The sequence below is a fragment of the Acidimangrovimonas pyrenivorans genome, from assembly GCF_042643245.1.
Classification (GTDB): Bacteria; Pseudomonadota; Alphaproteobacteria; order Rhodobacterales; family Rhodobacteraceae; genus Acidimangrovimonas; species Acidimangrovimonas pyrenivorans.
This window is the reverse complement of the sequence record NZ_JBHRSK010000002.1, coordinates 249,103-272,922: the sequence shown is the minus strand read 5'-3', so window position 1 is coordinate 272,922 and position 23,820 is coordinate 249,103. Positions and strand designations below refer to the sequence as shown.

The 23,820-nt window shown below is 66.5% G+C and carries 29 protein-coding genes and 1 tRNA gene; 24 read left to right on the top strand and 6 right to left on the bottom strand.

What is annotated here, in order from left to right; genetic code table 11:
- The first annotated feature begins 240 nt into the window (after nucleotides 1-240).
- The gene (locus ACFOES_RS02235; RefSeq protein WP_377831522.1) at nucleotides 241-369 is read left to right on the top strand and encodes a hypothetical protein; all 129 of its coding nucleotides are present in this window, start codon (nucleotides 241-243) and stop codon (nucleotides 367-369) included.
- A gap of 286 nt (nucleotides 370-655) precedes the next feature.
- Nucleotides 656-1,792 carry a DUF3734 domain-containing protein gene (locus ACFOES_RS02230; protein ID WP_377831521.1) on the top strand — a complete coding sequence of 379 codons (1,137 nt, stop codon included), beginning with the start codon at nucleotides 656-658 and terminating at the stop codon, nucleotides 1,790-1,792.
- Nucleotides 1,793-2,066: 274 nt separating this feature from the next.
- Here ACFOES_RS02230 and ACFOES_RS02225 read toward each other — a convergent pair whose 3' ends face one another.
- Together ACFOES_RS02225 and ACFOES_RS02220 are read right to left on the bottom strand one after the other, a co-directional pair.
- Nucleotides 2,067-3,419, bottom strand: coding sequence for a sensor histidine kinase (locus ACFOES_RS02225; protein ID WP_377831520.1), 1,353 nt, complete (start codon nucleotides 3,417-3,419; stop codon nucleotides 2,067-2,069).
- Entirely contained in the window at nucleotides 3,420-4,091 is a 672-nt protein-coding gene (locus ACFOES_RS02220) for a winged helix-turn-helix domain-containing protein (RefSeq protein ID WP_377831519.1), read from the bottom strand.
- A 498-nt stretch (nucleotides 4,092-4,589) separates the two neighbouring features.
- On the opposite strand from ACFOES_RS02220, the gene ACFOES_RS02215 reads away from it, so the two are divergent.
- The 7 genes from ACFOES_RS02215 (at nucleotide 4,590) to ACFOES_RS02185 (ending at nucleotide 10,539) form a co-directional block, all read left to right on the top strand.
- A complete protein-coding gene (locus ACFOES_RS02215; protein ID WP_377831518.1) occupies nucleotides 4,590-5,192 on the top strand; it encodes a hypothetical protein in 603 nt (200 codons plus the stop codon).
- 157 nt (nucleotides 5,193-5,349) lie between these two features.
- Nucleotides 5,350-6,666, top strand: a complete 1,317-nt coding sequence (locus ACFOES_RS02210) for a tyrosine-type recombinase/integrase (protein ID WP_377831517.1) — start codon at nucleotides 5,350-5,352, stop codon at nucleotides 6,664-6,666.
- Nucleotides 6,667-6,695: 29 nt separating this feature from the next.
- Entirely contained in the window at nucleotides 6,696-7,376 is a 681-nt protein-coding gene (locus ACFOES_RS02205; RefSeq protein WP_377831516.1) for a hypothetical protein, read from the top strand.
- 97 nt (nucleotides 7,377-7,473) lie between these two features.
- On the top strand, nucleotides 7,474-7,884 hold the full coding sequence (locus ACFOES_RS02200) for a hypothetical protein (protein ID WP_377831515.1): 411 nt from the start codon (nucleotides 7,474-7,476) through the stop codon (nucleotides 7,882-7,884).
- Nucleotides 7,885-7,887: 3 nt separating this feature from the next.
- Nucleotides 7,888-8,313, top strand: coding sequence for a hypothetical protein (locus ACFOES_RS02195; protein WP_377831514.1), 426 nt, complete (start codon nucleotides 7,888-7,890; stop codon nucleotides 8,311-8,313).
- Nucleotides 8,306-8,509, top strand: coding sequence for a helix-turn-helix transcriptional regulator (locus tag ACFOES_RS02190; RefSeq protein ID WP_377831513.1), 204 nt, complete (start codon nucleotides 8,306-8,308; stop codon nucleotides 8,507-8,509). Before ACFOES_RS02195 ends, ACFOES_RS02190 begins: the two co-directional genes overlap by 8 nt.
- Nucleotides 8,510-8,529: 20 nt before the next feature.
- The gene (locus tag ACFOES_RS02185) at nucleotides 8,530-10,539 is read left to right on the top strand and encodes an AAA family ATPase (RefSeq protein ID WP_377831512.1); all 2,010 of its coding nucleotides are present in this window, start codon (nucleotides 8,530-8,532) and stop codon (nucleotides 10,537-10,539) included.
- Nucleotides 10,540-11,142: 603 nt separating this feature from the next.
- On the opposite strand, the gene ACFOES_RS02180 is transcribed toward ACFOES_RS02185, so the two are convergent.
- Entirely contained in the window at nucleotides 11,143-11,424 is a 282-nt protein-coding gene (locus ACFOES_RS02180; RefSeq protein ID WP_377831511.1) for a hypothetical protein, read from the bottom strand.
- Between the two features lie 282 nt (nucleotides 11,425-11,706).
- Between ACFOES_RS02180 and ACFOES_RS02175 the strand changes: the two genes are divergently transcribed.
- Together ACFOES_RS02175 and ACFOES_RS21065 are read left to right on the top strand one after the other, a co-directional pair.
- Nucleotides 11,707-12,399 carry a thermonuclease family protein gene (locus ACFOES_RS02175; protein WP_377831510.1) on the top strand — a complete coding sequence of 231 codons (693 nt, stop codon included), beginning with the start codon at nucleotides 11,707-11,709 and terminating at the stop codon, nucleotides 12,397-12,399.
- A gap of 288 nt (nucleotides 12,400-12,687) precedes the next feature.
- Nucleotides 12,688-13,203, top strand: coding sequence for a DUF7694 domain-containing protein (locus tag ACFOES_RS21065; RefSeq protein WP_449222432.1), 516 nt, complete (start codon nucleotides 12,688-12,690; stop codon nucleotides 13,201-13,203).
- Between the two features lie 141 nt (nucleotides 13,204-13,344).
- Here ACFOES_RS21065 and ACFOES_RS02170 read toward each other — a convergent pair whose 3' ends face one another.
- Together ACFOES_RS02170 and ACFOES_RS02165 are read right to left on the bottom strand one after the other, a co-directional pair.
- Nucleotides 13,345-14,016 carry an SH3 domain-containing protein gene (locus ACFOES_RS02170; protein WP_377831509.1) on the bottom strand — a complete coding sequence of 224 codons (672 nt, stop codon included), beginning with the start codon at nucleotides 14,014-14,016 and terminating at the stop codon, nucleotides 13,345-13,347.
- 442 nt (nucleotides 14,017-14,458) lie between these two features.
- A tRNA-Thr gene (locus ACFOES_RS02165) sits at nucleotides 14,459-14,533 on the bottom strand.
- Nucleotides 14,534-14,618: 85 nt separating this feature from the next.
- Between ACFOES_RS02165 and ACFOES_RS02160 the strand changes: the two genes are divergently transcribed.
- The 6 genes from ACFOES_RS02160 (at nucleotide 14,619) to ACFOES_RS02135 (ending at nucleotide 19,179) form a co-directional block, all read left to right on the top strand.
- Nucleotides 14,619-14,810, top strand: coding sequence for a hypothetical protein (locus ACFOES_RS02160; RefSeq protein ID WP_377831508.1), 192 nt, complete (start codon nucleotides 14,619-14,621; stop codon nucleotides 14,808-14,810).
- 10 nt (nucleotides 14,811-14,820) lie between these two features.
- Entirely contained in the window at nucleotides 14,821-16,089 is a 1,269-nt protein-coding gene (gene murA / locus ACFOES_RS02155; protein WP_377831507.1) for a UDP-N-acetylglucosamine 1-carboxyvinyltransferase, read from the top strand.
- A complete protein-coding gene (locus ACFOES_RS02150; protein WP_377831506.1) occupies nucleotides 16,086-16,565 on the top strand; it encodes a DUF2948 family protein in 480 nt (159 codons plus the stop codon). Before murA ends, ACFOES_RS02150 begins: the two co-directional genes overlap by 4 nt.
- Before the next feature lie 356 nt (nucleotides 16,566-16,921).
- Nucleotides 16,922-18,232, top strand: a complete 1,311-nt coding sequence (gene hisD, locus ACFOES_RS02145) for a histidinol dehydrogenase (RefSeq protein WP_377831505.1) — start codon at nucleotides 16,922-16,924, stop codon at nucleotides 18,230-18,232.
- Nucleotides 18,229-18,708: a UPF0262 family protein gene (locus ACFOES_RS02140; RefSeq protein WP_377831504.1), complete on the top strand. Its 480-nt coding sequence runs from the start codon at nucleotides 18,229-18,231 to the stop codon at nucleotides 18,706-18,708. Before hisD ends, ACFOES_RS02140 begins: the two co-directional genes overlap by 4 nt.
- 3 nt (nucleotides 18,709-18,711) lie before the next feature.
- Complete coding sequence (locus ACFOES_RS02135) at nucleotides 18,712-19,179, top strand: arsenate-mycothiol transferase ArsC (RefSeq protein WP_377831503.1); 468 nt, start codon at nucleotides 18,712-18,714, stop codon at nucleotides 19,177-19,179.
- A gap of 7 nt (nucleotides 19,180-19,186) precedes the next feature.
- Here the strand turns inward: ACFOES_RS02135 and ACFOES_RS02130 are convergent, their stop codons facing one another.
- Nucleotides 19,187-19,507 (bottom strand): EthD family reductase, encoded by a 321-nt coding sequence (locus tag ACFOES_RS02130; protein ID WP_377831502.1) that lies wholly within the window; start codon nucleotides 19,505-19,507, stop codon nucleotides 19,187-19,189.
- A 177-nt stretch (nucleotides 19,508-19,684) separates the two neighbouring features.
- On the opposite strand from ACFOES_RS02130, the gene ACFOES_RS02125 reads away from it, so the two are divergent.
- From ACFOES_RS02125 to ACFOES_RS02095, 7 genes are all read left to right on the top strand, one after another.
- Nucleotides 19,685-20,086, top strand: coding sequence for a ketosteroid isomerase-related protein (locus ACFOES_RS02125; RefSeq protein WP_377831501.1), 402 nt, complete (start codon nucleotides 19,685-19,687; stop codon nucleotides 20,084-20,086).
- Nucleotides 20,079-20,663, top strand: coding sequence for a GNAT family N-acetyltransferase (locus tag ACFOES_RS02120; RefSeq protein ID WP_377831500.1), 585 nt, complete (start codon nucleotides 20,079-20,081; stop codon nucleotides 20,661-20,663). Before ACFOES_RS02125 ends, ACFOES_RS02120 begins: the two co-directional genes overlap by 8 nt.
- 69 nt (nucleotides 20,664-20,732) lie before the next feature.
- A complete protein-coding gene (locus tag ACFOES_RS02115) occupies nucleotides 20,733-21,626 on the top strand; it encodes a carbon-nitrogen hydrolase family protein (protein WP_377831531.1) in 894 nt (297 codons plus the stop codon).
- 70 nt (nucleotides 21,627-21,696) lie between these two features.
- A complete protein-coding gene (infA, locus tag ACFOES_RS02110) occupies nucleotides 21,697-21,915 on the top strand; it encodes a translation initiation factor IF-1 (RefSeq protein ID WP_037209844.1) in 219 nt (72 codons plus the stop codon).
- A gap of 4 nt (nucleotides 21,916-21,919) precedes the next feature.
- The gene (locus tag ACFOES_RS02105) at nucleotides 21,920-22,507 is read left to right on the top strand and encodes a Maf family protein (RefSeq protein WP_377831499.1); all 588 of its coding nucleotides are present in this window, start codon (nucleotides 21,920-21,922) and stop codon (nucleotides 22,505-22,507) included.
- Nucleotides 22,504-23,574 (top strand): ribonuclease E/G, encoded by a 1,071-nt coding sequence (locus ACFOES_RS02100; RefSeq protein WP_377831498.1) that lies wholly within the window; start codon nucleotides 22,504-22,506, stop codon nucleotides 23,572-23,574. The genes ACFOES_RS02105 and ACFOES_RS02100 overlap by 4 nt, the downstream gene beginning before the upstream one ends.
- Nucleotides 23,571-23,759, top strand: coding sequence for a DNA gyrase inhibitor YacG (locus ACFOES_RS02095; protein WP_377831497.1), 189 nt, complete (start codon nucleotides 23,571-23,573; stop codon nucleotides 23,757-23,759). The genes ACFOES_RS02100 and ACFOES_RS02095 overlap by 4 nt, the downstream gene beginning before the upstream one ends.
- The last annotated feature ends 61 nt before the right edge of the window (nucleotides 23,760-23,820 follow it).

Genomic DNA, 23,820 nt, shown 5'->3' with positions numbered 1-23,820 from the left:
GATCAGCCCCTCGTGTCCCAAATCATATGACGACGGACAAGCTGCATTCGCATACCTCAAGGCTACGGATTTCAATCTTTGGCTGAGCATGCCCCCTCGAGAAGCCGTCGCGCAAGGGGCGAGGGCCCGGACCGGCGACAGCCATTGCATCGCACCACTCAGCCATCCCCTCCATCCTGCTTTCTTGCCCGGCGTGGCCGCTGTGCCTCCGCGATCCCGGGTCGCTCCGTCGGGCTCTACATGATCTCGCTCGAGCGGGGCGAGCGCAGCTTCTCCTGCTGGCGCGGACCCTCGGCGGCGCGGGGCCTGGCGAAGGGTCCGGACTGGCTGGCGCCGGTGCTGGCCCGCCGCGAGATGATCCATTTCTGAGCCATCACGCTGGCGATCCTGCCGTCCGGGGGCCACCGCCATCTGTGCGCCGCCCTGAACGCGGCCCGGGGGCGCCGCTGCCCGGCCTCTTCGACGCGGAGCCCGGATCGTGATGGCCGCAGCCATCGCTGCGCCGGGCCTCAATCCTGCGTGTGCCGGGGTGGCATATGCGTGATGCTGCATTGCGGCGCGACCCCGGCGCGCTAGGTCTTGCCTCGACCCCGTGACAGGGATCCCGTGGCTGGCGTCGGGCCTGCCGCGATGCGGCAACGGTGGAGCGGACACGATGGCAGGCAAGACCGCGACGACGGCCCCCGATCTTGGCGAGGAACAGGTGCTGGTGCTGCAGGGCGGCGGCGCGCTGGGCGCCTACCAGGCCGGCGCCTACGAGACGCTGTCGCAAAGCGGGATCGAGCCGGAATGGCTGGCCGGGATCTCGATCGGGGCGATCAACGCGGCGCTGATCGCGGGCAATCCGCCCGGCCGGCGCGCCGCGCGGCTGGCCGAGTTCTGGGAGACGGTCACCTCCTCCACCGCGCTTTGGGCGCCGCTGCTGTGGCCGCTCGGGCGCGGGGCGATGAACGAGGCCCATGCCGGCCGCGCGCTGGCCGTTGGCGTGCCCGGCTTCTTCATCCCGCGCGTGCCGCCGCCGACCTTGCGCCTGCCGGCCAGCGCGGGGGCGCGCAGCTATTACGACACCGCACCGCTGCGCGAGACGCTGCTCAGGCTGGTCGATTTCGACTATCTCAACGCCGAGGGGCCACGGCTGAGCGTCGGCGCGGTGAATGTCGAGACCGGCAACATGACCTGGTTCGACAGCGCCCGGCACGCGGTCGGGCCCGAGCATGTCATGGCCAGCGGCGCGCTGCCGCCGGGCTTCCCGCCGGTCGAGATCGACGGCGCGCTCTACTGGGATGGCGGGCTGGTGTCGAATTCGCCGCTGCATTACGTGCTCGACGAGGAGGCGACCGGGGCCGATACCTGCCTGTTCCAGATCGACCTGTTCAGCGCCCGCGGCGCCGTGCCGGCAACGGTCTGGGATGCCGAGACGCGGATCAAGGATATCCGCTATTCCAGCCGCACCCGCTTCAACACCGACATGATGCGGCGGATGTACGAATTCGCCGAAGCCGCCCAGCGGCTGCAGGACAAGCTGCCCGAGGAGCTGCGCGACGATCCCGACCTGCAGGCGCTGACCGGTCTGAAGCTGGCGCCGCGCCTGACCATCGTTCACCTGATCTACCGCCAGGCGCAATACGAGCGCCATTCCAAGGATTACGAGTTCTCGCGCCTGTCGATGCGCGATCACTGGGACGCCGGGGCGCGCGACGTGACCGAGACGCTGGCCAATGCCGACTGGACCGAGCGCAAGCGCCGCGGTGGGCCGGTCAAGGTGTTCGACCTGACCCGCGACAGCCGCTGAGGGGCGTTCCGGAGCCGGCTGCGATCACGCGGATATTTCGCAAACGTTACCGGATGTCATGTCGCGCGATCGGTTTCCGGGATGCGTGTGGCGGGGGGCTTGCACTAGTCTGCGGCCTGCTCCTGGCACCAACGCGGGGTGCCACTGCCCCGTCGGCGCGTCCGGCGGGGTACTTTTTTGCCCACGGACAAGAGACGGAGCAAGCGGAACCTGCCCGACCGTCCTTTCGCGGAAACCGGACCCAACCGGGGCCGGGCCGGCGGTCGCGCATGGTTCAGGCGGCGGGGAAGCGCAGCCGGACGATCAGGCCGGGATGGGCGTCGTCGAGCTCCAGCGCCGCCTCGTGCAACTCGGCGATCACCGCGACCAGGGCCAGGCCCAGCCCGCTGCCCGGCGTCGTCCGGCTGCGTTCCAGCCGGTAGAGCCGGCGCAGCACCTTGGGGCGTTCGTCCTCGGGGATCCCCGGCCCGGTATCGGCGACCTCGAGCACGATCCCGCCCTGCCGCAGCAGCCGCACGGTGATCCGGCAGCCCTCCTGCGTGTGGTGCAGGGCGTTCTCGATCAGGTTGGCCACCACCTGTCCCAGCAGGCCCTTCTCGCCGGTGACCATGGCATGGCCGCCGGTGGCGTCGTGCAGGGTGATCTGCTGGCCGCGATCCTCGGCGCTGGGCTCGTAGATCTCGGTGAAGGTGCGGGCGATGTCGGACAGGTTGACCGGGGCAAAGCGCGCCTTGGGGCTGCCGCCCTCGATCTGGGCGATCTGCAGCAGCGACTGGAAGGTGGCGACGATGCGGTCGGCCTCGGCCCGGGCCTTGCCGGCGAGTTCGGCATCGGCCTCGGTCAGGCTGTCGCGCTCTTCGAGCTGGTGCAGCATGACCGAGACGCGCTGGATCGGCGTCTTGAGGTCATGGGCGATATCGGCCGAGACCTGGCGCAGCGCCTCGGTCGCCGATTGCTGGCGCGCCGCCATCCGGTCGATGCGGCTGCCGATCAGCGACAGGTCGTCGGCCCCGCCCGGCAGCTTCGGCACCCGCGCCGCGAGGTCGCCCGAGGTCAGCGCCTCCAGCGTCCGGGTGATCCGCTCGACCCGCGCCTTCGAGCGCAGCGCCAGCACGATGCCGCCGCCAAGGGCGATGGCGAAGGTCGGCAGCAGGCTGAGGATCAGCACGTTGCGGAACATCTCGCCCAGGTTGGCGATCTGCTGGCGGCTCTGGGCGACGATCAGCTGGCCGCCGAAGAAATCCCCCGCCAGCCCGATATAGCTGCCGCCGGCACGGTGGCTGCCCGCCGGCAGGTCGATCTGGATGAAGCCGTCGCGCCCGCGCGACAGGGTGGCGTTGCCGAACACTTCGCCATTGGGGGCGACATAGGCGAGGATGCGGCGCTCGGGATCGGTGACCGAGGATTCGGCGCCGACCAGCTGGGCCAGCGCCCCGGCCGAGGGCGCGGCTCGGAAGCCCGCCATCTCCTGCGCCAGGTCGCTGCGGATCGAGGCTTCCAGGTTGTTGCGGATCAGGAAGTAGCTGCCGCCGAAGCTGGCCAGGCTGACCACGGTGAACAGCACCACCAGCCCCAGCGCCAGCCGGACCGGTGTCGAGCGCAGCAGGGCGGGGCCGGGCCGGGCCATTCAGGCCTCGATCCGGTAGCCGGCGCCGCGCACCGTCTTGATCAGCTCGTGGTCGAAGGGCTTGTCGACCTTGGCGCGCAGCCGGCTGATATGGGTCTCGACGACGTTGGTCTGCGGGTCGAAGCTGATGTCCCAGACCGCCTCGAGCAACATGGTCCGGGTCTGGACCCGGCCCTTGCGCCGCAGCAGGTGTTCCAGCAGGGCGAATTCGCGCGGCAGCAGGTCGATCTCCTGCCCGGCGCGGGTGACCTTGCGCGCCAGCAGGTCCATCTTCAGGTCGCCCGCGGTCAGCACCGTCGTCTCCGCGCGCAGCTGCGGCCGGCGGCCGAGCGCGGCGACGCGGGCCGAGAGTTCGCCGAAGGCGAAGGGCTTGACCAGGTAGTCGTCGCCGCCGGCGTTCAGCCCCTCGATCCGGTCGTCGACCCCGCCCAGCGAGGTCAGGAACAGGACCGGGGTGCGGTTCTGCGCCGCGCGCAGCGCCTTGACCAGCGACAGCCCGTCCAGCCCGGGCAGCATCCGGTCGACGACCATGACGTCGTATTCGCCCGATGTCGCGTGGATCAGCCCGTCGCGGCCCTCGGCGGTCAGGTCGACCGTGTGGCCCTCCTGCCGCAGCCCCTCGGCGATGTAATCCGCCGTCGTCGCGTCGTCTTCCACGACCAGTATTTTCATCAGCGCCCCGATGAGAGTGTCTCCTTGCAGTCCTAGCGCGATGTGCGGGGCATTGCCACCGCGTCGACTCGGGCGGGCCCGCGGACCGCCCTCCGAATCGCGCGACCGATTCCCTGCGCAGCTTCGAGGGGTTATGCCCGGCCCGGTTTCCAGCGCCCTGCAGCGGGGATTGCAAAACTGTAAGGTCGGCGGCGCCTGCCGCCAGCCTGGGCGGCGCGGGCTTCGGCCGTGGGGCCGGGCGCGTGGGATCGGAATTTCTGGAAGATGGTGCTGCCGGAGAGATTTGAACTCTCGACCTCTCCCTTACCAAGGGAGTGCTCCATTCGGTACGGTCGATATTTTTCGCAATCCGGCGCTGTGAAAAAATGCTGAAAAACATCAACTTTTGTCGTTCTTCTGATCGGATCGCATCACTTTATGCCTTTTGCCATCAAGATTAGTGCTACCATAGGGATACCGAATCAGCCTTTTCATTCACCAAAAGGAAGGACTTTAGCCATGGCTGGCGAACTCAATCCCACCCGGGTCTTGGCCGTTTTGAACAAGAGCGGCGCCCCCCGCCTCGGTATTTCCCATCCTGATCTTCCTGACGTCCTGGTTGTCGACCCGGAGTGCCCGGAAAAGCTCGATCTCCGCGGGCAGGTCTGTCTCGCCGGCGCCGATACTTTTGGTTCGCTGTGGAGCGATCTGGAATTGGCGCTCTGCGCAGCGCTGGACGCGAGCCGCGACGAGGTGCGCGAGATCCTTGCCGACTGGGAAGGGCAGGCCGTGGCCCAGCCCGATCGGTTCCCGGCCAACCGTCAGAACCCAGCGAGCATCGAGTCTTCGAATTCCCAGTGGTGGTTCGCGCATCATCCCGCTCTGCCAACACCGATTCGCTTCAATCCTCGCGATCCCGGCACCATCGCTCTTGCCAGTTCCTCCAGCTACGCTACCGGCCGCGCCATGCTCGGCGGTCAGCTCTGGCGGGATCTCCACGGCGCCCTGATGCGTGATGCGAACCTGCCTGAGCGGCAAGCCGAGAATATCGCCGAAGCGTGGGAGGCCTGGAGCTACGGGAACGCACCAGTGTTCCCGGTGGAACGCATCGGCAATGCGTGACCGCCCCAACCCCACGCGGGTTTTCGTGATCTGTGATGCGTCAGGGCTTCGGCACTGGCGCATTGCGCATCCCGGCTTGCCGCGGAGCGGATTGTCCGTGCCCGGGACATGCGCTCCGCCGGCTGGGAGCCGAAATTCAAAGTGGAGGCCATTAGCGATGGCTAAGTCGAACAAGGTCAAGCTGACCAGAGAGGCAATCCGCACGATCGATCCTCCCGAAAAGGGCGAGTTCACCCTGTGGGATACCGAGGTGTTGGGGCTGGGGGTGCGTTGCCTGCCGTCGGGCGCAAAGTCCTATATCGTGGTCTATCGTGCGGGGAGGGGCCGGGCGGGAACTCCGCGACGCATGACGCTAGGCAGGGTCGAAGGACTGCGGCTCGAGGATGCTCGCAAGGCAGCGTTGCGCATCCGTGGCGAGGTGCTGCATGGCGCCGACCCTGTAGCGGAACAGCGCGCAGCACGGCGCGAGAAGAAGCGCCAGCCGATCAAGCTCTCGGAGGCGATAGCGCGCTATGACAAGGACCAGGAGCGCCGAAAGGTGGCCAACAGGGCCAAGGTGCAATCATCGCTGAAACGGCACCTGCTGGACCAGATCGGGGATATGCCGTTGATCGACGTCGATCGGCGCGCCGTCATCGAGGCGATGGAAGCGGTGGAGGCGGGCGATGGGCCAGGGCTGGACAAGCCGTTGCCTGGAGCGGCTGCCTCCATGCGCAGCTACGCCTCCACCTTTCTCAAGTGGTGCGCAGACCGCGGCTTGATCCCGGCCAACCCGCTGCAGGGCTACAAGGCCCCTCGGGCGACGAGAGCGCAGCGGATAGCCCGGCCGGGGCGTTCCCTGTCGGATGCGGAACTGGCGCGCGCCTGGGCAGCCTGTGAAGGGCCAAAGGTGCACCCGGTTTTTGGAGCGTGCGTGCGGGTGCTGCTCCTGACGGGCCAACGCCGGACGGAAACGGCGCGGATGCGCTGGGCGGACCTCAGCGAAGATCGCACGGTTTGGCGTATCCCCGAGACCGAGACCAAGAACGGCTTTGCCCATGATGTTCCGTTGCCGGCTCTCGCGCGCGATGTAATCGCGTCGGTGCAGCCTCTTGCTGATTGTGAATTCGTCTTCTCGACAACCGGCACGACGCCGATTTCGGGGTGGTCGAAGGCGAACAAGGCCCTGTTTTCGGCATTTGCGATACTGACCGAGGCTGAGGCCGTGCCTGCCGGGCAGCCGTTGCCGGCTGTGGCTTGGACGCTTCACGACCTGCGGCGCACCTTTCGCTCGGGCCTGACCCGCCTGGGCGTGGACCAGGACGTCGCCGAAATCATGCTCAACCACAGGCCCGAAACTCTCCGCTCGATCTATGACCGAGATCCGCGCATGGGCGAGCGGCGAGACGCCGCGGAGCGCTGGGCGAACCATGTCGCCGCGATCATCAACCCGGAGGGGCAGCGAAACGTGGTGCAGCTGCGAGAGGTGTATTGACTATGAACGCTAATAACCGGCTCTCGCGAATGGAAGCCCTTTGCTCAACCATATTGGAGGCAGAAGCGTCGGCCAGCAGGCTGAATGACCCCGAAGAACAAGCTGTGGCGCGCGCTAAAGGAGTGAGAGCCTTGTGGGGGCTTGTCCACGAAGCAGACCATGGTGGGATGGTGTCGAGACACTACTCGGCCAAGTCCGAGGAAGGTGGGCGTGAGAGTGAGAAACGACACAGGGTCGAATGCGGCGCCCGGTTTCTATTCGATGCGCGCGAAGCTCTGAGCGATTCCCACCTCCGGCGCGGGACGGGGGCGATCGCGGCATATTGGGTAGACATGCTCACGGGGGCAAAACCCGCCGAGTTGTTTCCCCCGACCAAACGCGGTTCGGGAAACCGGCGCCGCTCGCAACTGCAGTGGGGCGCTATGCGGGAATTCGTCAGACTGGTGCACTACTTCGCCGGCCGAGAGGGCATCTCGTTCAAAGATGCCTTGCTGCAATTGAAGCCTGACGCCAGCGAGGACAGCTTCGACAAAACCCAGCGAGAGTACCTGTCGGCTTCTGACAGGCAAAAGGCACGAAACGCCGGAAAGCTAGTGCGCCGTAGAGCGCTCATCGCTCCCGAACATGCCGAAGATCGCGATCTATGCGAGCATTTCCTTGGCGACAAGGCTCGCCTGGCTGACCTCATCATGCGGGCATATCGGCACTAGGGGGGGATATAACACAAGCGTTGCATTCCTCTCTGGAAAGCGAGGTTTCGTGCAACACTGGCCCCGAGATGAAAGCCGGAGACGTTGGGCCAGTCAGATGATAAAGCGCACAGAAAAGGCGAACCACTACCTTTCCCCGGATGAATTCGCCAAACGCGAGAAACTCGATCCGGGAGAATTTCTCGCATTGCTAAGTGGCGGGCTTCACCACTTGCCCGAAGTGCTGAGCATCGCTGGCGAACTGAGAATTCTGGGCGACGATTGGGCGCGACCAGCCGACTTCGGTCTCAGCGCTCTTCCAGGTGACAGCGGCGGTCGCCCGTTCATGACGGCGGAAGAGTTCTGCGGAGCGTATGGCCTCAGCAACAGCGCCATCCTGCGCCTGGCGCTAAGATACGCTCTGCCCGTCGTCTTTACCTCAGAAAGATGCGAAGGCGGCTACGTGCTCGACCTCCCGACTGTCCGCTTGTGGGCCCTGGCTCGCCGCGCGGAAGCTGCGGAGGGATGAGCAATGCCGGCGATCGTAGAAGGCGCATATCTCGCGAATGACTTTTCCAAGGTGTTCGGCCTGTTCTTTGACGAGGCGTTCTTTCTCGCCTTCGATTGGGAGACACACGCGAAGGTTCTCGATGAAAAACCGGGCGTCGTCATCTTCTGCAACGGGCCGGCACAAGTTTCTGCCTGGTCCAAAGTCCTCGCTGACGAACGGAAACGTTGGGATGGATTCCCGGATGTGAACCCAGAGGTGGCCATGCCGGCTAGCCAGTTCGCCGGTGCTTTCGGCTTTTCTCTGCAGGACATGTTGAGGCTGGCTGAGGCCGGAGAGTTGCCCAGCCCCAGACGTATCCGCGGGTGCATCTACTTTGATCGCAAAACCGTCATCGCCTGGGGGCGCCGGCGGATTCAAACAGCATGGGAGCGTCCCGGCCATGAATGACCCCCTCGAGAACCACGACCCTAACGTGCTGCTGTCTTCGAAAAAGCTTGCCGGCGTCATCGGCGTCAGCGCCGTGACACTCTCCAGGTGGCGCAGCGAAGGCAAAGGACCGGCGTACATTCGTTTCGGTCCCACCCGTGTTGCGTATTCCGTTCGAGCCATCCGCGACTGGCTCGCGGAGCGCACCGTCGAATGAATGCGTGCGAGGCCAATTCCGTGTCAGACAAGAAGCAACGAATGCCAGCCGGCCCCGTTTGGGAAAAGGCGAAGGCTGAGAAAAACTGGCTGCTGTACCGGCTGGAGCAGGGCAACGCGCCCGACAAGCTGGCGAAGAAGCCGACCGTGGATGGAACCACGGTCGCCGATCGAGACGCCGCCGCGACTCTCACTTTTGACGAGGCGATTGCACAAGCCGCCTCACGCAACCTCATGTCCGGGGCGCAGGAAGGTAGCCCAGGCTGGGTGGGCATTGGCTACTTCCCGAGGGTGGGTGCGGCGATGCGCGCGTTCGACTTCGATGATTGCGTCTCTCCGGAAGGTACGATCTCGCCTGAGGTGACAGAAATACTTGCCGCGCGTGAAACCTTCGCCGAACTCTCGATCAGTGGGCGTGGCGTGAGGCTGTGGGCGGCGCCGGCCGGCGACCCCCGGGATGACCGCGGAACCGAAAAGGCCGGATTCGGTATGAGCGGCGTTGGCGGCAAGTTCTTTACCTTCCGCGGGGAGGCGCTTGAGGACGCGCCACTGGAGGTGTGCCCGGCGCCGCAGGCACTGGCGCGGGTCTTCGAGCGGACAAGCGCCGACACGACGGAGACGCGGCGCACAGGCGAATGGGAGGGCCCGCTCGAGGATATCGACGAGGCTGGGACCAAGGCTCGCCTCAGGGACGCTCTGAGCGCCGGCGGGACGCTCGCCCGGCGCTGGGAGGGAGACCGGTCCGACCTCGCGGATACCAGCCGCTCCAGCCTCGATCTGGCGGTAATCAGCTGTCTTGTTCGGGCCGGCTTCTCGTTTTCCGAGATCGTCCATTTGATGCTGCACTGCTACGAGGAAGACAGCGCGGCTGTGGACGATTGGCGTAAGGGTAACGAGCGCCAGATGCGCAGGGCCTATGAGAGGGCGCGGCTGCCGTCCACAGATGAGGAATTCGAGCCGGTGGACTTGCCGTCTGTCACTGGGGGCACCGTTGCGTCCGCTTGGCTCGACCCTGATGATCTGATCGAGCCGGACCTAAGCGATTTCTGGAGGGTGGAGGATATGATGCCGCTGGAGGGCATTGGCGTACTCTACGGTGCCCCAGGTTGTGGCAAGACTTTCCTCGCCCTTGATGTGGCGCTCAGCGTGGCTGTAGGGCGCTCTTGGATGGGCCGGGAGGTGGAGCAGTGCCCAGCGGTCTATGTTGCCTCCGAGGGTGGCCGCCAGGCGGCGAGGAATCGGATTGTCGGGTGGAGGCAAGAGAACCATGTGCAGGACATCTCAGGCTTTGAGTGCCTCATCGCCAACTTCACTCTGACAAGCGGCGCGTCTGAGTTTCTGTCCACCATTGAGGCGCGCGGCGTTCAGCCGGGGTTTGTGGTGATCGACACGCTCAACCAGAACTTCGGGGGAGGGGACGAGAATAGCTCGCAGGACATGGGGCGCTTCGTCGCCAGCATCAAGCAGGTGCAAAGGGCGCTGAACTGCTTTGTCCTTGTCCTGCACCATTCCGGCAAGGACAGTTCCCGCGGGGCGCGCGGCCACTCAGCGCTGTTTGCCGCGCTCGATTACGAGGCAAAGATCGAAGGTGAGGCGGGCGGGCCGAAAGTGCTCAGTGTCTCCAAGAACCGGGATGGGCCCGAGGGCGCGTCATTGGGTTTCGAACTCAAGACGATCACCTTGGGGATCAGCACGAAGGGCCGCCGAGTTACAACCTGTGTTGCGGTGCCGGCGGATCGGGCGTTGGCGGACGGCGCCCGCGTCACCGCACTCAAGCGCCGATCGCCTGCCCAGGTGTTTGCACTTGATCTTCTCGAGAGACATGAGGGGGCGGTGCGCGAGTTTCCGGAGGCCCGTCGATACCGTTTAAGCGAATGGACTGCCGCCGTGCGGCGCAATGGCGAGGCTGAGGGCGTCAAGATCCCACCCTCCGACAAGAGCCTGCACCAGTCACTGCGGAAGCTGTTGAGAGACGGTCTTGTGCTGGAGCATGACGACGGCACGCTCTCACCCAGCCCCATCTCTGATTGATGCTTGTATGCGGTCATCTCAGGGATCAGATCGCCGATCCTGATAGCTTGTCTCCGGGCGGGGCATGGGCAGCGGCCTCACTTCCTCAGGTATATACACCTGAGGAAGTGATGCCACCTTCTGCCGGCCGTGTCCTCGGTTCCTCGGATCAAAGTGAGGACAAGTGAGGAAGTGATGCCATCAAGACCACTCTCCGGGTAAAACTATGTTATATCAAAATGATAGTTGGATTGGCTCACTGGAGGCTTGGCGCGTCGAAGTGATGCCGTTCGTCGCGTACACCTCTCGGAAAGGGCCAGAGACAAGCCGCCCAACATGGGGAGGGTTTTTCGTATACGAGGACACTAAAGTGGTGCGCACTTGTGGGGAAGCATTTACGAAACGAGAATGCCGTTGGTCCCCATGCTGCGGCGATTTCAAGCGTTATGGCCTGACGGCAATATCGCATATATCCGCACATTGCGTTAACCATGAAACGCAGTGCGGCCAGCCCTATCGCGCCCGTGCACCGCCCATGCTGGCGCTTCACGATTGCGCCGACGCGGCGTTGCCGAGACTACGCCCGGAATGCTCCGCTGCAATTTGCGGCAGAGATCAACGCTCTCACGGCCCCCACCAATCCGGCAGTCCGTTTTCCCTTTTCAGGCTAAGGTACTCGTCGGTCCATTCGTCCTTCCGGCGGTTCATCAATAGCACAGCGCTTTGGACGGGCTTGTCGAGCTCATATTCCTTCATGCGAACCACCTTGGCGACTTCAACCGCGATCCGGTGCAACGCCCATAGAACGGCTGCCGCAAAAAGGGCTTGGCAGGCGAACAATACCTGTCCCTCGCTGTAAAGTCGCAGGCTGAGAAACCCGAACGCCAACGCCGTCAATTCGACCAAGTGCGAAATCAAGAGATCCCGGATAAGAAGCGCACTCTGCGTCAGGACTACGTACCATCTATGAAACATGCTGCCTCCCGATTCCCAAACAGAATGCGACCATCCTAGCCGAAACCTGGGGCACCCGCTGGCGAACATGGCCTCAACACGACCGGGCAGCCAGATTCCGCGGTTGACTGCAAAGTCGGCCAGCGGCGAGGATCCGAAGGTTGTTTGGCCTTTGACTGCCTCTGCGAGTGCGCGGAACAGCGGGCCGGAGGAAAGTGTATTTGGGGGCAGCGCATGAAACCGGAACTGATCGCGTTCGCGGTGTATTTCGGCGCCGGAGTTCTGGCAGCCTTTTCCTTCCGGGCAATCGCCCTCGAGATCTGGCGCTGGTGGAGGGCCCGCCATCCGCGCAGAACCGGCGTCCATGCAGGGCGGCTGGGCAAGGCCGAGACGCTCAATGTGATTTCCTTCCGAAAAGGCGCTCGGCGCGGCAAGCGCGCAAACCCGGGAACTGCGAGTGATCGCATCGCGCGTTTCGGTCCGGGGTTGCTGATGCTGTTAGCTGTGTCGTTGGTGCTGGTATTCAGGCTGCTTCCGGATCTCATGGGCCCCAAAGCGATACTGGCGGGGACGGTCACCCATGTGCGCGATGGCGATACGATCGAGGTCAACAGGCAGCCGATCCGGCTGAACGGCCTGACCTGCGACGAATTGAGAACCCCTTTGGGTGACAAGGCAAAGGCCGCGATGCAGCGCCTCGCCGCTGGGCGGCGGGTGACCTGCGAATTGAATGGCGAACACACCTATGACAGGGCGGTCGGGCGTTGCCGCCTGTCGGATGGCCGAGACCTGGGCGCGGTCCTCATCTCCCAGCGCATCTGCGGCCGATGCGCTCGGTACGACCCCCTGAGGAAATACGCGGCAGTGCAGCGAGAGGCGGGGCCATTCGAAGGCGCCTATCCCAGCTACTGCTGGTCGCTTTGGTAGTCCACCATGAACTTCATCGCCGTACTCTTGGACACATCTGCAATCCTAGTCGTCCCACGGTTTCTGCGCTGACCAGGTTCGCCAAGCGATCAGGGTGCGTGCGTGCGCTCAGGCAGCAACCGGGGCAGCTCGATGACCGGTGCGGCATTCGCTATGACATCGAGGCTTTCTCTGAAGTGCTGATTGTGCGACCATCTTCTTCAAGCCTGTAATCCCGTGTCGCTTGCGGAACCTCAAACGCCCCCGGAATAACGACTGGTGGCAAATGTTCTGAGCCACGGGGATCCAATGCAGACCACACCAATTTCCGCACTCTTCGATGCGCCTGCCTCCAGCAGTGATTCCAACAGTCTTGGTGGGCCCCAATCAGTTCCACAGGGCCCGGCGCCCCACTCCGCAGTTGCCGCGGAGTGGGGGGCTTGGCTAAGCGAGCCCTACCAGCCTGAGCGCCCCCCGGAGGTTCGGTGGACAGAATACAAGAAAGTCCATCGCAATGGTCGGTTCGTGGTCTGTGAGCGACCGATGCCAAACGGCATGACCCAGCTATCGATCGTGGGAAGACATGGCCAGCGGCCAACCTGGAAAGAAGCTCAGGCGATCAAGAACGAACTCGCCGGCGCCGACGCTACGGCCTTGGAGGTATATCCGCCGCAAGCCGAAGTCATCGACAGCGCGGATACCTACCACCTCTGGGTTCTGCCCCCTGGTGTGCAATTGAGCTTCAGCCTCTCAGACGCTCGAGAGGCGGGGCAGGAATGGACACACCCGGGGAGGCTCCCGCCGGGCATTCGCACAATTCCCTGAAGGCCGCGGCCCGCTAAATGCCAGTGAACTGGTTACCTCGGTCCGAGTGGATCGGCTCCCGGCTCTTCGGCGTTCGGCGCCAGACAGCCATGAACAGGGCCCGCGCCGCGACGTTGGTCATCTGCCAGCTTTGATCAACCATTATTCCGGAGAGCAATCAAGCGAGGACACCCTGGCATTTGTTACCGGGTCCACGCCAAAGCCTAAGCTGAAATCCAATGTGATAGATTCTGAGCCGCTTCCATTGTAGAGGCTGACGTAGGCAGTGCCGCGTTCGCTATCCGTCTCTGTGAAATAGCCATTTGCGCGGTGATATTCGACCTCGGCGGCGCACTCGATTGTAACCGAGTCTTTCAAGTATGGGCTGTAGTCCGACGGTAGCGACACGTCGATACTAATCGCAAGTTCGCAGCTATCAAAGCCACCGCCCGCGGGGCTCTCGTGGCAGTCGAAGCTGTTGGGCTTGAAACTGAGCGGGTTCGGCAAGTAGGCGCCCTGCATAGGCACTCTCGGCGTCGCAGGGGGATTGCGCACTGCGGGGATGGCGGACAGGTAGGTTTCGTTCGCCCAGCCAGTGAGGCGCTTTCCGTTCTCTATCGACAGAATATGCGCCCACCCTCCTTGTCGCGCGAGAACGCCTACGATTGCCCCCATCTTGAGGGTTCCAAGCACCTTGCCGCTTACGTTGGGGCTATTTCGCACGTTGAGTTCGATCGCCGATACGCGAGCGAGCTCAATATCTTTCGCACTCACGATCGCGGGCATCGTGATTTCGAGGATGAGAGTGACTAGGGCGACCACAGCAAGCTTCATGCCTGTTCAGGGTTGCATGCGGCACCCATTGCGTCAATTGCGTCCAGTTCGCCAGCGGTGCTTGCTTGGTCGGGGGGGGGGGGGGGGGGGGCAGAGGCGAGACGCTATCGCTAAGGTACTTCAGGCGGAACGGGGCTGTGTTTACGAAAATGCGTTTCTCGCCGGAAAATTTTCTCGGAAGACAATCGCAATTCGTGCTCCGACGCGGCCGGGTGCCTCCCGGGGGTCGGGACCGGCTTAGGTTGCTCGGCAGAACGTTCGCAGGTTCTGGCCGCCACTTAGAACGGATCTCGGCCAACTCCCCAAGCTGTACAGTTGGCGGCGTCGGAGCGCGGGCATGACGTCTCGATCGGCCGGGCTCCCTATGTGCTACCATTTGGGATGCGCGCGTTTCCGCCAGCCAATGGTGCTCGCGTAACGAATTGATATGTATTGATAAAAATGGTGCTGCCGGAGAGATTTGAACTCTCGACCTCTCCCTTACCAAGGGAGTGCTCTACCCCTGAGCTACGGCAGCTCCGATGGCCGGGTGATTAGACGCAAACTCCGGCGGGTGCAAGGGTAATCTGGACGGTTTTTTGCGGCTGGGATAGAGAGGGATCATGAACGCGAAATCCCCCGACCCGAAGACCCGCAAGGCCCGGCCCGAGGCGGGCCAGGAAAGCCGCGAGGACAGGCTGAAGGCGGCGCTCAAGGCCAACCTGGCCCGGCGCAAGGCGCAGGCCCGGTCGCGCAAGGCGGCCGACGAGGTGACCGGCGGCGCGGCGGGCGACGGCGAAACGGGCGAGCAGTGAGGACAGGCTGATGGATTCGATTCTGGTGCGCGGCGGCGCGGAGCTGCACGGCGAAATTCCCGTCGCGGGGGCCAAGAACGCCTGCCTGACGCTGATGCCGGCGACGCTGCTTTCCGACGAGCCGCTGACCCTGACCAACGCGCCGCGGCTGTCCGACATCCGCACCATGACCGAGCTGCTGCGATCGCTGGGCGCCGAGGTCAGCAGCCTGCAGGACGGCAAGGTGCTGGCGATGTCGAGCCACGACCTGTCGAACCTGACCGCCGATTACGACATCGTGCGCAAGATGCGGGCCTCGATCCTGGTGCTCGGGCCGCTGCTGGCGCGGGCGGGCGAGGCCGTGGTCTCGCTGCCCGGCGGCTGCGCCATCGGGGCGCGGCCGGTCGATCTGCACCTGCGCGCGCTCGAGGCACTGGGGGCCGAGCTGGAACTGCGCGACGGCTATGTCCACGCCACCGCGAAAGGCGGCCTCAAGGGCGCCGAGATCGAGTTTCCCTTCGTCTCGGTCGGCGCCACCGAGAACGCGCTGATGGCGGCGACGCTGGCCAAGGGCACGACGGTGATCCGCAACGCCGCGCGCGAGCCCGAGATCGTCGACCTGGCCCGCTGCCTGCGCCAGATGGGGGCGCAGATCGCGGGCGAGGGCGAGGCGGAGATCGAGATCCAGGGCGTCGACCGGCTGGGCGGCGCCACCCACCCGGTGGTGACCGACCGGATCGAGCTGGGCACCTACATGCTTGCCCCGGCGATCTGCGGCGGCACGGTCGAATGCCTGGGCGGCCGGATCGAGCTCGTCGGGGCCTTCTGCGAGAAGCTGGACGCGGCCGGGATCGCCGTCGAGGAAACCGAGCGCGGCCTCAAGGTCAGCCGCAAGAACGGCCGGGTGAATGCCGTCGATGTCGTCACCGAGCCGTTTCCGGGCTTCCCGACCGACCTGCAGGCGCAGATGATGGCGCTGATGTGCACCGCCGACGGGGTTTCGGTGCTTGAGGAGCGGATCTTCGAGAATCGCTTCATGCACGCGCCGGAGCTGATGCGGATGGGGGCGAAGATCGACGTCCATGGCGGTCATGCCACGGTGACCGGGGTCGAGCGGCTCAAGGGCGCGCCGGTGATGGCGACCGACCTGCGCGCCTCGGTTTCGCTGATCCTCGCCGGGCTGGCGGCCGAGGGCGAGACCCTGGTCAACCGGGTCTACCACCTCGACCGCGGTTACGAGCGGGTCGAGGAGAAGCTGAGCGCCGTGGGCGCGACGATCGAACGGGTGAAGGCATCATGACGGACGCACGTTTCGAAGAGGGCGGCGAGCAGCCGCTCTACCTCGCGGCCCGGGAGGCCGAGGACCTGGCCGTGATCTCGGCCCTGACCCAGGACGCCGTCTTCACCGTCGGCGACATGAGCTGGCAGAAGGGGCAGCGCCGCCTGGCCGTGCTGCTCAACCGCTTCCGCTGGGAGGATCGCGACAAGGCCGAGCGCGAGGGCCGCGCCTTCGAGCGGGTGCGCGCGCTGCTGGTGATCGGCGAGGCCGGGCGGGTGCGCAGCCAAGGGGTCGAGCCTTCCGACAAGGAGATGGTGCTGTCGCTCTTGTCGCTCAGCTTCGAGCCGGGCGCGGACGGTGCCGGCCGGGTGCTGCTGACGCTGGCCGGCGACGGCGCGGTGGCGGTCGAGGTCGAGGCGCTGGAGGTGACGCTGAAGGATGTCACCAAGCCCTACGCCGCGCCTTCGCACAAGGCGCCGGACCATCCCGAGGACTGAAGCCCGGAACTTGAAGCGGGCCGCTCCCGCCCTGCGTTGACGCCTGCGGCGTCGCCTCCGGTTGGGCGTGGCGCGGCGGCGCCGCGCGGGAGCGCCCGGGTTCGGGCGGGCCGGGCTGGCGGAGAACTCGCGGCTTCTGCTGCGGATGCGCCCGAGGAGCGGGCTGCTCCTCGAGGCGCCGTTTCCCGCCTGTCGGGGCCCGCCGCCCGTCAAGGAGCTGCGCCCGGCGGGGCCGGCGCGCGTGCCGCGCGCGCCTGACAGGGCGGCAGGCCCTGGCCCGGGGCGTTCTGCGGCGGCGCGGCGCTTGAGGCGCGGTTTCGGGCGCGGTAAGGGGAGTGGCAACAGGAGTGATGCCGATGCCCGTTTTCCTTGACAGTTCCGCCGCCGACTTCGATGCCGCCTTCCGCGCCCTGCTCGGGGCCAAGCGCGAGGACGCGCCGGATGTCGACGACGTGGTGGCGGGGATCATCGCCGATGTCCGCGCCCGCGGCGACGCGGCGGTGATCGAGCTGACGGCGAAGTTCGACCGGCTGGACCTAACCCCGGAGACGCTGGCCTTCAGCCCCGAGGAGATCGAGGCCGAATGCGCCAGGGTGCCGGCGGAAGAGCGGCAGGCGCTGGAGCAGGCGGCGGAGCGCATCCGGGCCTATCACGAGAAGCAGATGCCCGAGGATGCGCGCTGGACCGACGCTGCCGGGGCCAGCCTGGGCTGGCGCTGGACGCCGGTGTCGGCCGCCGGGCTCTACGTCCCCGGCGGGCTGGCCTCCTACCCGTCTTCGGTGCTGATGAACGCGATCCCGGCGCAGGTGGCGGGGGTCGAGCGGCTGGTGATCTGCGCGCCCACGCCGGGCGGCAAGGCGAACCCGCTGGTGCTGCTGGCGGCGAAGCTGGCCGGGGTCGAGACCGTCTATCGCATCGGCGGGGCACAGGCGATCGCCGCCATGGCCTATGGCACCGAGACCATCGCCCCGGTCGACAAGATCACCGGCCCGGGCAACGCCTTCGTCGCCGCCGCCAAGCGCCGGGTCTTCGGCCGTGTCGGCATCGACATGATCGCCGGGCCGTCCGAGATCCTGGTGATCGCCGACAAGCACAACGACCCGGACTGGGTCGCGCTCGACCTGCTCAGCCAGGCCGAGCATGACGAGAGTGCCCAGTCGATCCTGGTCACCGACGATGCCGGCTTCGGCCGGGCAGTGGCGGCGGCGGTCGAGAAACGGCTCGAGACGCTGGAACGGCGCAAGATCGCCGGGGCGAGCTGGCGCGATTTCGGCGCCGTCATCGTGGCCCGCGACCTGGACGAGGCGGCGGCGCTGTCGAACCGGGTGGCGCCCGAGCACCTCGAGCTGTGCGTCGAGTATCCCGAGGCGCTGGTGGAAAAGGTCACCCATGCCGGGGCGATCTTCCTCGGCCAGTGGACGCCCGAGGCGATCGGCGATTATGTCGGCGGCCCCAACCACGTGCTGCCGACGGCGCGCTCGGCCCGGTTCTCCTCCGGCCTCAGCGTGATGGATTTCGTCAAGCGCACCACCATCGCCCGGATGACCCCCGAGGCGCTGCGCGCCATCGGACCGGCAGCCGAGACGCTGGCGATCTCGGAAAGCCTTCAGGCGCACGGGCTGTCGGTCCGGGCAAGGCTCGACCGCTTGAACGAGGGGGAGGCATGACCAACCGCATCGCCCATATCGAGATCGACGAGACCGGGCTGGCCGCGCCGACGCCCGAGATCGAGCAGGAGCGCAAGGTCGCGATTTTCGACCTCTTGGAGGACAATTCCTTCGCCCTGCCGCCGCGCGACGGCCGCGACGTGCCGCCCGGGCCCTACCGGCTGAACCTGGCGATCCGCGAGGGAAGGCTGGTCTTCGACATCGCCACCGAGGACGGCGACAAGGTCGGCGAGTTCCACCTCTCGCTGGGTCCGTTCCGGCAAGTGGTGAAGGACTACTTCCAGATCTGCGAAAGCTATTTCGAGGCCGTCAAGCGCCTGCCGCCGAGCCAGATCGAGGCCATCGACATGGCCCGCCGCGGCATCCACAACGAGGGCGCCAAGGTGCTGCAGGAGCGGCTCGACGGCAAGGCGGTGGTCGATATCGACACCGCCCGGCGGCTGTTCACCCTGATCTGCGTCTTGCACTGGGGCTGAGCGGTGGCGGCAGACTTCCCCTCCTCGGTGCTGTTCTGCTGCGACCACAACGCGGTGCGCTCGCCCATGGCCGAAGGGCTGATGAAGAAGCTCTACGGCCAGCGCGCCTATGTCCAGTCGGCCGGGGTGCGCAACGACATGGAGATCGACGGTTTCTCGATCGCCGTCTGCCAGGAGATCGGGGTCGAGCTGTCGCGCCACCGGGCGCGCAGCTTCGAGGAGATGCGCGAATGGGGCGACGACCTGTCGGGCTTCGACCTGATCGTCGCGCTGTCGCCGGCGAGCCAGCGCATGGCGCTGGAGCTGACCCGCTATTACCACCTCGAGGTCGAATACTGGCCGATCCTCGACCCGACCGGGCTGGGCGAGAGCCGCGAGGCCAAGCTGGCGGCCTACCGCCAGGCACGCGACCAGATCCGGGACCGGATGATCGCCCGGTTCGGCCCGCCGACCGAAGCGCAGGACGGCTGAGCCGGGCTCAGACCGCCTTGCTGTCGAAGACCAGCAGTTCCACCCCGCCGTCGGCGAAATTGGCCAGGTCGCCGGCCGTCGCCTGTCCCTCGGGCGAACCGAGCGCGGCCTGCAGCGCGGGCATCGACTCGAAATGCAGCGTGGCGATCAGGTGATAGCCGCTGTCGCCCCCGGGCCCGGCAAGGGGCGAGACCACCGGGCCGCTCGAGACCTCGTAGCCGGTGAGGCCCGGAATGGTCTTGGCGAGAGGCATGTGGTTTTCCGCGTAGTAGGCGTCGAAAGCGGCTGTGTCGGAAGGCGTCTTGTACATCGCAACGAGTCTGGCCATCGTTCTCCTCCTCCGGTTGGCGCTGGCGTCGTGCTGTCCTGACTTTTCTTCTGATCCAGGGCCGGTTAGGTCCTGTCGTAAGGCTGGGCCGTTTCCGGGTGCGAGACAATTCACGCCCCGGCGCGGCCGATCACGTTTTCGGCACCTTTCCGGGGCGGTGAGAAGGAGGGAACGCGCATGAGCCGCGCGCTGATCGAACGCTATTTCGCCGCCTTCAACGCCGGCGACGCCCTGGGGATGCTGGATTGCGTCACCGAGGACGTCGCGCATCACGTCAACGAGGGCGAGGTGCGGCGCGGCAAGGAAGCCTTCGCCGAGTTCTGCGCCCATATGGGGGTGAGCTACCGCGAGGAGCTGCGCGACATGGTGATCTTCGTCAATGCGGCCGGCGACCGGGCGGCGGCGGAATTCACCGTCCACGGCACCTATCTGAAAACCGATCCGGGCCTGCCCGAGGCGCATGGCCAGGAATATGTCCTGCCGGCCGGGTCGTTCTTCACCCTCCGCGACGGCAGGATTTCCCGCGTCACCACCTATTACAACCTCGCCGACTGGACCCGGCAGGTGGCGGATGCTTGAGGTCCGCACGCTGACCGGCGCGGCGCTGGAGGCGGCGCTGGACGACGTCGCCCGGCTGCGGATCGCGGTGTTCCGCGACTGGCCCTATCTCTACGACGGCGACCTCGATTACGAGCGGCGCTATCTGGGCAGCTATCGCGACAGCGCCGGGGCGATCCTGGTCGGCGCCTTCGACGGGGCGCGGCTGGTCGGGGCGGCGACGGGGACGCCGATGGAGGACCATGCCGACGACTTCGCCGCGCCCTTCGCCGGCACCGGGATTCCGCTCGATCAGATCTTCTACTGCGCCGAATCGGTGCTGCTGCCGGACTATCGCGGTCAGGGCGTCGGCCACCGCTTCTTCGACCTGCGCGAGGACCATGCCCGGGCGCTGGGCCGGCGCCGGTCGGCCTTCTGCTCGGTGCTCCGGCCCGACGATCACCCCTTGCGCCCTGCGGCGGCGCGGACCAACGATGCCTTCTGGCGCGGGCGCGGCTACGCGCCGCTGCCCGGTGTCGTCGCGCATTTCTCGTGGAAGGATGTCGGCGACGAGGCCGGGACGGAAAAGCCGCTCCAGTTCTGGATGCGGGAATTGTAAGCACGGGGTGTCGTCTTGTGGCCGCTTCGCCTGCCGTGGCGCGCCGAATGCGACGAGGAGGAGACCGAGATGAAGATCGCCGCCGCCGCCTATCCGCTCGACTGGTTCGACGACTGGTCCGCCTACGAGGACAAGCTGACCCGCTGGGTGGCCGAGGCCGCGGGGCAGGGGGCCGAGCTGCTGGTCTTCCCCGAATACGGCGCGATGGAGCTGGCCAGCCTCGGCGGCGCCGAGGTTGCCGCCGATCTGGAAGGCGCGCTGCAAGAGGTCGCCCGCCATCGCACGACGGTCGAAGGCCTGCATTGCCGGCTGGCGGCACAGCACGGCATCCACATCCTCGGCGCCTCCGGTCCGGCTTATGACGGCAGCCGGCCGGTGAACCGAGCCACGTTCTACGGCCCGACCGGCATCCTCGGCCACCAGGACAAGCAGATCATGACCCGGTTCGAGGCCGAGGACTGGGACGTCGTGCCCGGCGGCCCGCTGACCGTGTTCGAGACACCGCTGGGCCGGATCGGCATCCTGATCTGCTATGACAGCGAATTCCCGCTGCTGGCCCGGGCGCTGGTCGAGGCCGGGGCCGAGATCCTGCTCGCCCCGTCCTGCACCGACAGCTTCGCCGGGTTCACCCGCGTCTGCGTCGGTTCGATGGCGCGGGCGCTGGAAAACCAGTGCGTCACCGTCCATTCGCCCACCGTCGGCGAGTGCCCGTGGTGCCCGCCGGTCGACGTCAATATCGGCCGCGCCGCGATCTACGGCCCGCCCGATCGCGGCTGGCCCGAGACCGGCATCCTGGCCGAGACCGCGCTCAACGCCCCGGGCTGGGCCTATGCCGAGGTCTCGCTCGACGCGATCCGGACCACCCGCGCCGATGGCGGCGTGCTCAACCATCGCGACTGGAATGCGCAGCCGGGGCGGGTTTCCAGCGTCAAAGTGACCCGGTCGGGCGCAGATACCCCTTGAAAAACGGCCCGAGGAGGCGCATTTACTTGGCCGCCCGCAATCTGGCGGGAAAACCAAGGACGGAGTGACCATGGCCAAGGAAGAAATGCTCGAATTTCCCGGTGTCGTGAAGGAACTCCTGCCGAACGCGACGTTCCGGGTCGAGCTAGAGAATGGCCATGAGATCATCGCACATACGGCAGGAAAGATGCGCAAGAACCGGATCCGCGTGCTGGCGGGCGACCGCGTGCAGGTGGAAATGACCCCCTACGACCTGACCAAGGGCCGTATCAACTACCGCTTCAAGTAAGCGCATGCGGCTGATCCTCGGCTCTGCAAGCCCGCGCCGGCGCGAGTTGCTGGCGCAGATCGGGCTGGTGCCGGACGCGATCCTGCCGCCCGATATCGACGAAGACCCCGCCAAGGCCGAACTGCCGCGCCCCTATTGCGCCCGCATGGCGCGCGAGAAGGCGGTGGCAGTCGTGGCCGAGCCTGACGATATCGTGCTCTGTGCCGATACCACGGTGGCGCTGGGCCGCCGCATCCTCGGCAAGCCCGCCGATGCGGCCCAGGCGGCCGAATTCCTGATCGCGCTGGGCGGCCGCCGCCACCAGGTGATTACCGCCGTCGCGGTGCGCCGCGGCGACCGGCTGTGGCAGCGCGAGGTGGTGACGGCGGTGAAGATGAAGCGGCTCTCGGACGACGAACTGAACGCCTATCTCGCCTCGGGCGACTGGGAGGGCAAGGCCGGCGGCTACGGCATCCAGGGCCTCGCCGGTGCCTTCATCCCGTGGATCTCGGGCAGCTTCACCGGCGTCGTCGGCCTGCCGGTGGCGGAAACCGCCGCCCTGCTGCAGGCCGCCGGCTACCCGGTCTATGCCACGGCGGAGGAACCCGCATGAAGGGCCGCGTCATCGCCCTCGACGAGATCGCCGGCCGCCGGGTTGCGGCCCTGATCGCCGACGGCCGGCTGGAGGACATCGCCTTCGACCCGGTCGAGGGCGATCCGCCCGTGCCGGGCGCCATCTTCCGCGCCGTAGTCGGCCGCCCGGTCAAGGGCCAGGGCGGCGTCTTCGTCAAGCTGCCGGGCGGGAAGTCCGGCTTTCTGCGCCAGGTATCGCGCCTGTCGCCCGGCCAGCGCGTGCTGGTCCAGGTCTCGGGCCATGCCGAGCCGGGCAAGGCCGTGCCGGTGACGCTGCGGCTGCTGTTCAAGAGCCGCTATTGCATCGTCACGCCGGACGCGCCGGGCCTCAACGTCTCGCGCCGGATTCGCGACGAGGACATGCGCGCCGACCTTACCGACCTGGCCAAGACGGCGATGGAAGGGGCGGACGCGACGCTCGGCCTCATCGTCCGCTCGGCGGCGGAAGCCGCGGGCGAGGACGAGGTCGCCGATGACATCCTGCGCATGCGCGGCCTGGCCGAGGCGGTGCTGGCCGATCTCGATGGCGACCCGGAACTGCTGGTCGACGGCCCCGATGCCGAGGAATTCGCCTGGACCGAATGGGCCGACCCGGCGCCCGACGAAACCGCCGAGCGCCCCGGCGCCTTCGCCGAGTTCGGCGTCCGCGAACTGATCGACGCCGCGCTCGACCCGGTGGTGCCGCTGCCCGCCGGCGCCTCGATGGTGATCGAGCCGACCCGGGCGCTGGTCGCGGTGGACGTCAATACCGGCGCCGACACCACGCCGGCGGCCGGCCTCAAGGCCAATATCGCCGCCGCCCGCGAGCTGCCGCGCCAGCTGCGCCTGCGCGGGCTGGGCGGCCAGGTGGTGATCGATTTCGCGCCGATGCCCAAGAAGGACCGGGCGGTGCTGGACCAGGCGATGAAGGCGGCCTTCCGCACCGCCGGCGCCGAGACCAGCCTGGCGGGCTGGACCCCGCTGGGCAATTACGAGCTTCAGCGCAAGCGCGACCGCATGCCGCTGGCCGAAACCCTGCGTCGGAACCGGGGGGAGGCACCGCGATGAGCTGCCCGATCTGCGGCGAGACGACCGATCCGCAATTCCGCCCCTTCTGCTCGCGCCGCTGTGCCGATATCGACCTCGGCCGCTGGCTGACCGGCAGCTACGCGATCCCGGCCGAAGAGGAGGAGGCGGACGAGGACACGGCCCGCGAAGGGCGGGAGCGCGGGGCTGGCGACAAGCCGCACTGACGCGACGCCGGCGCTCGGGCCGTGCCGGGGCCGCGTTCGGGACAGCGCAGCCGGGGAGGGG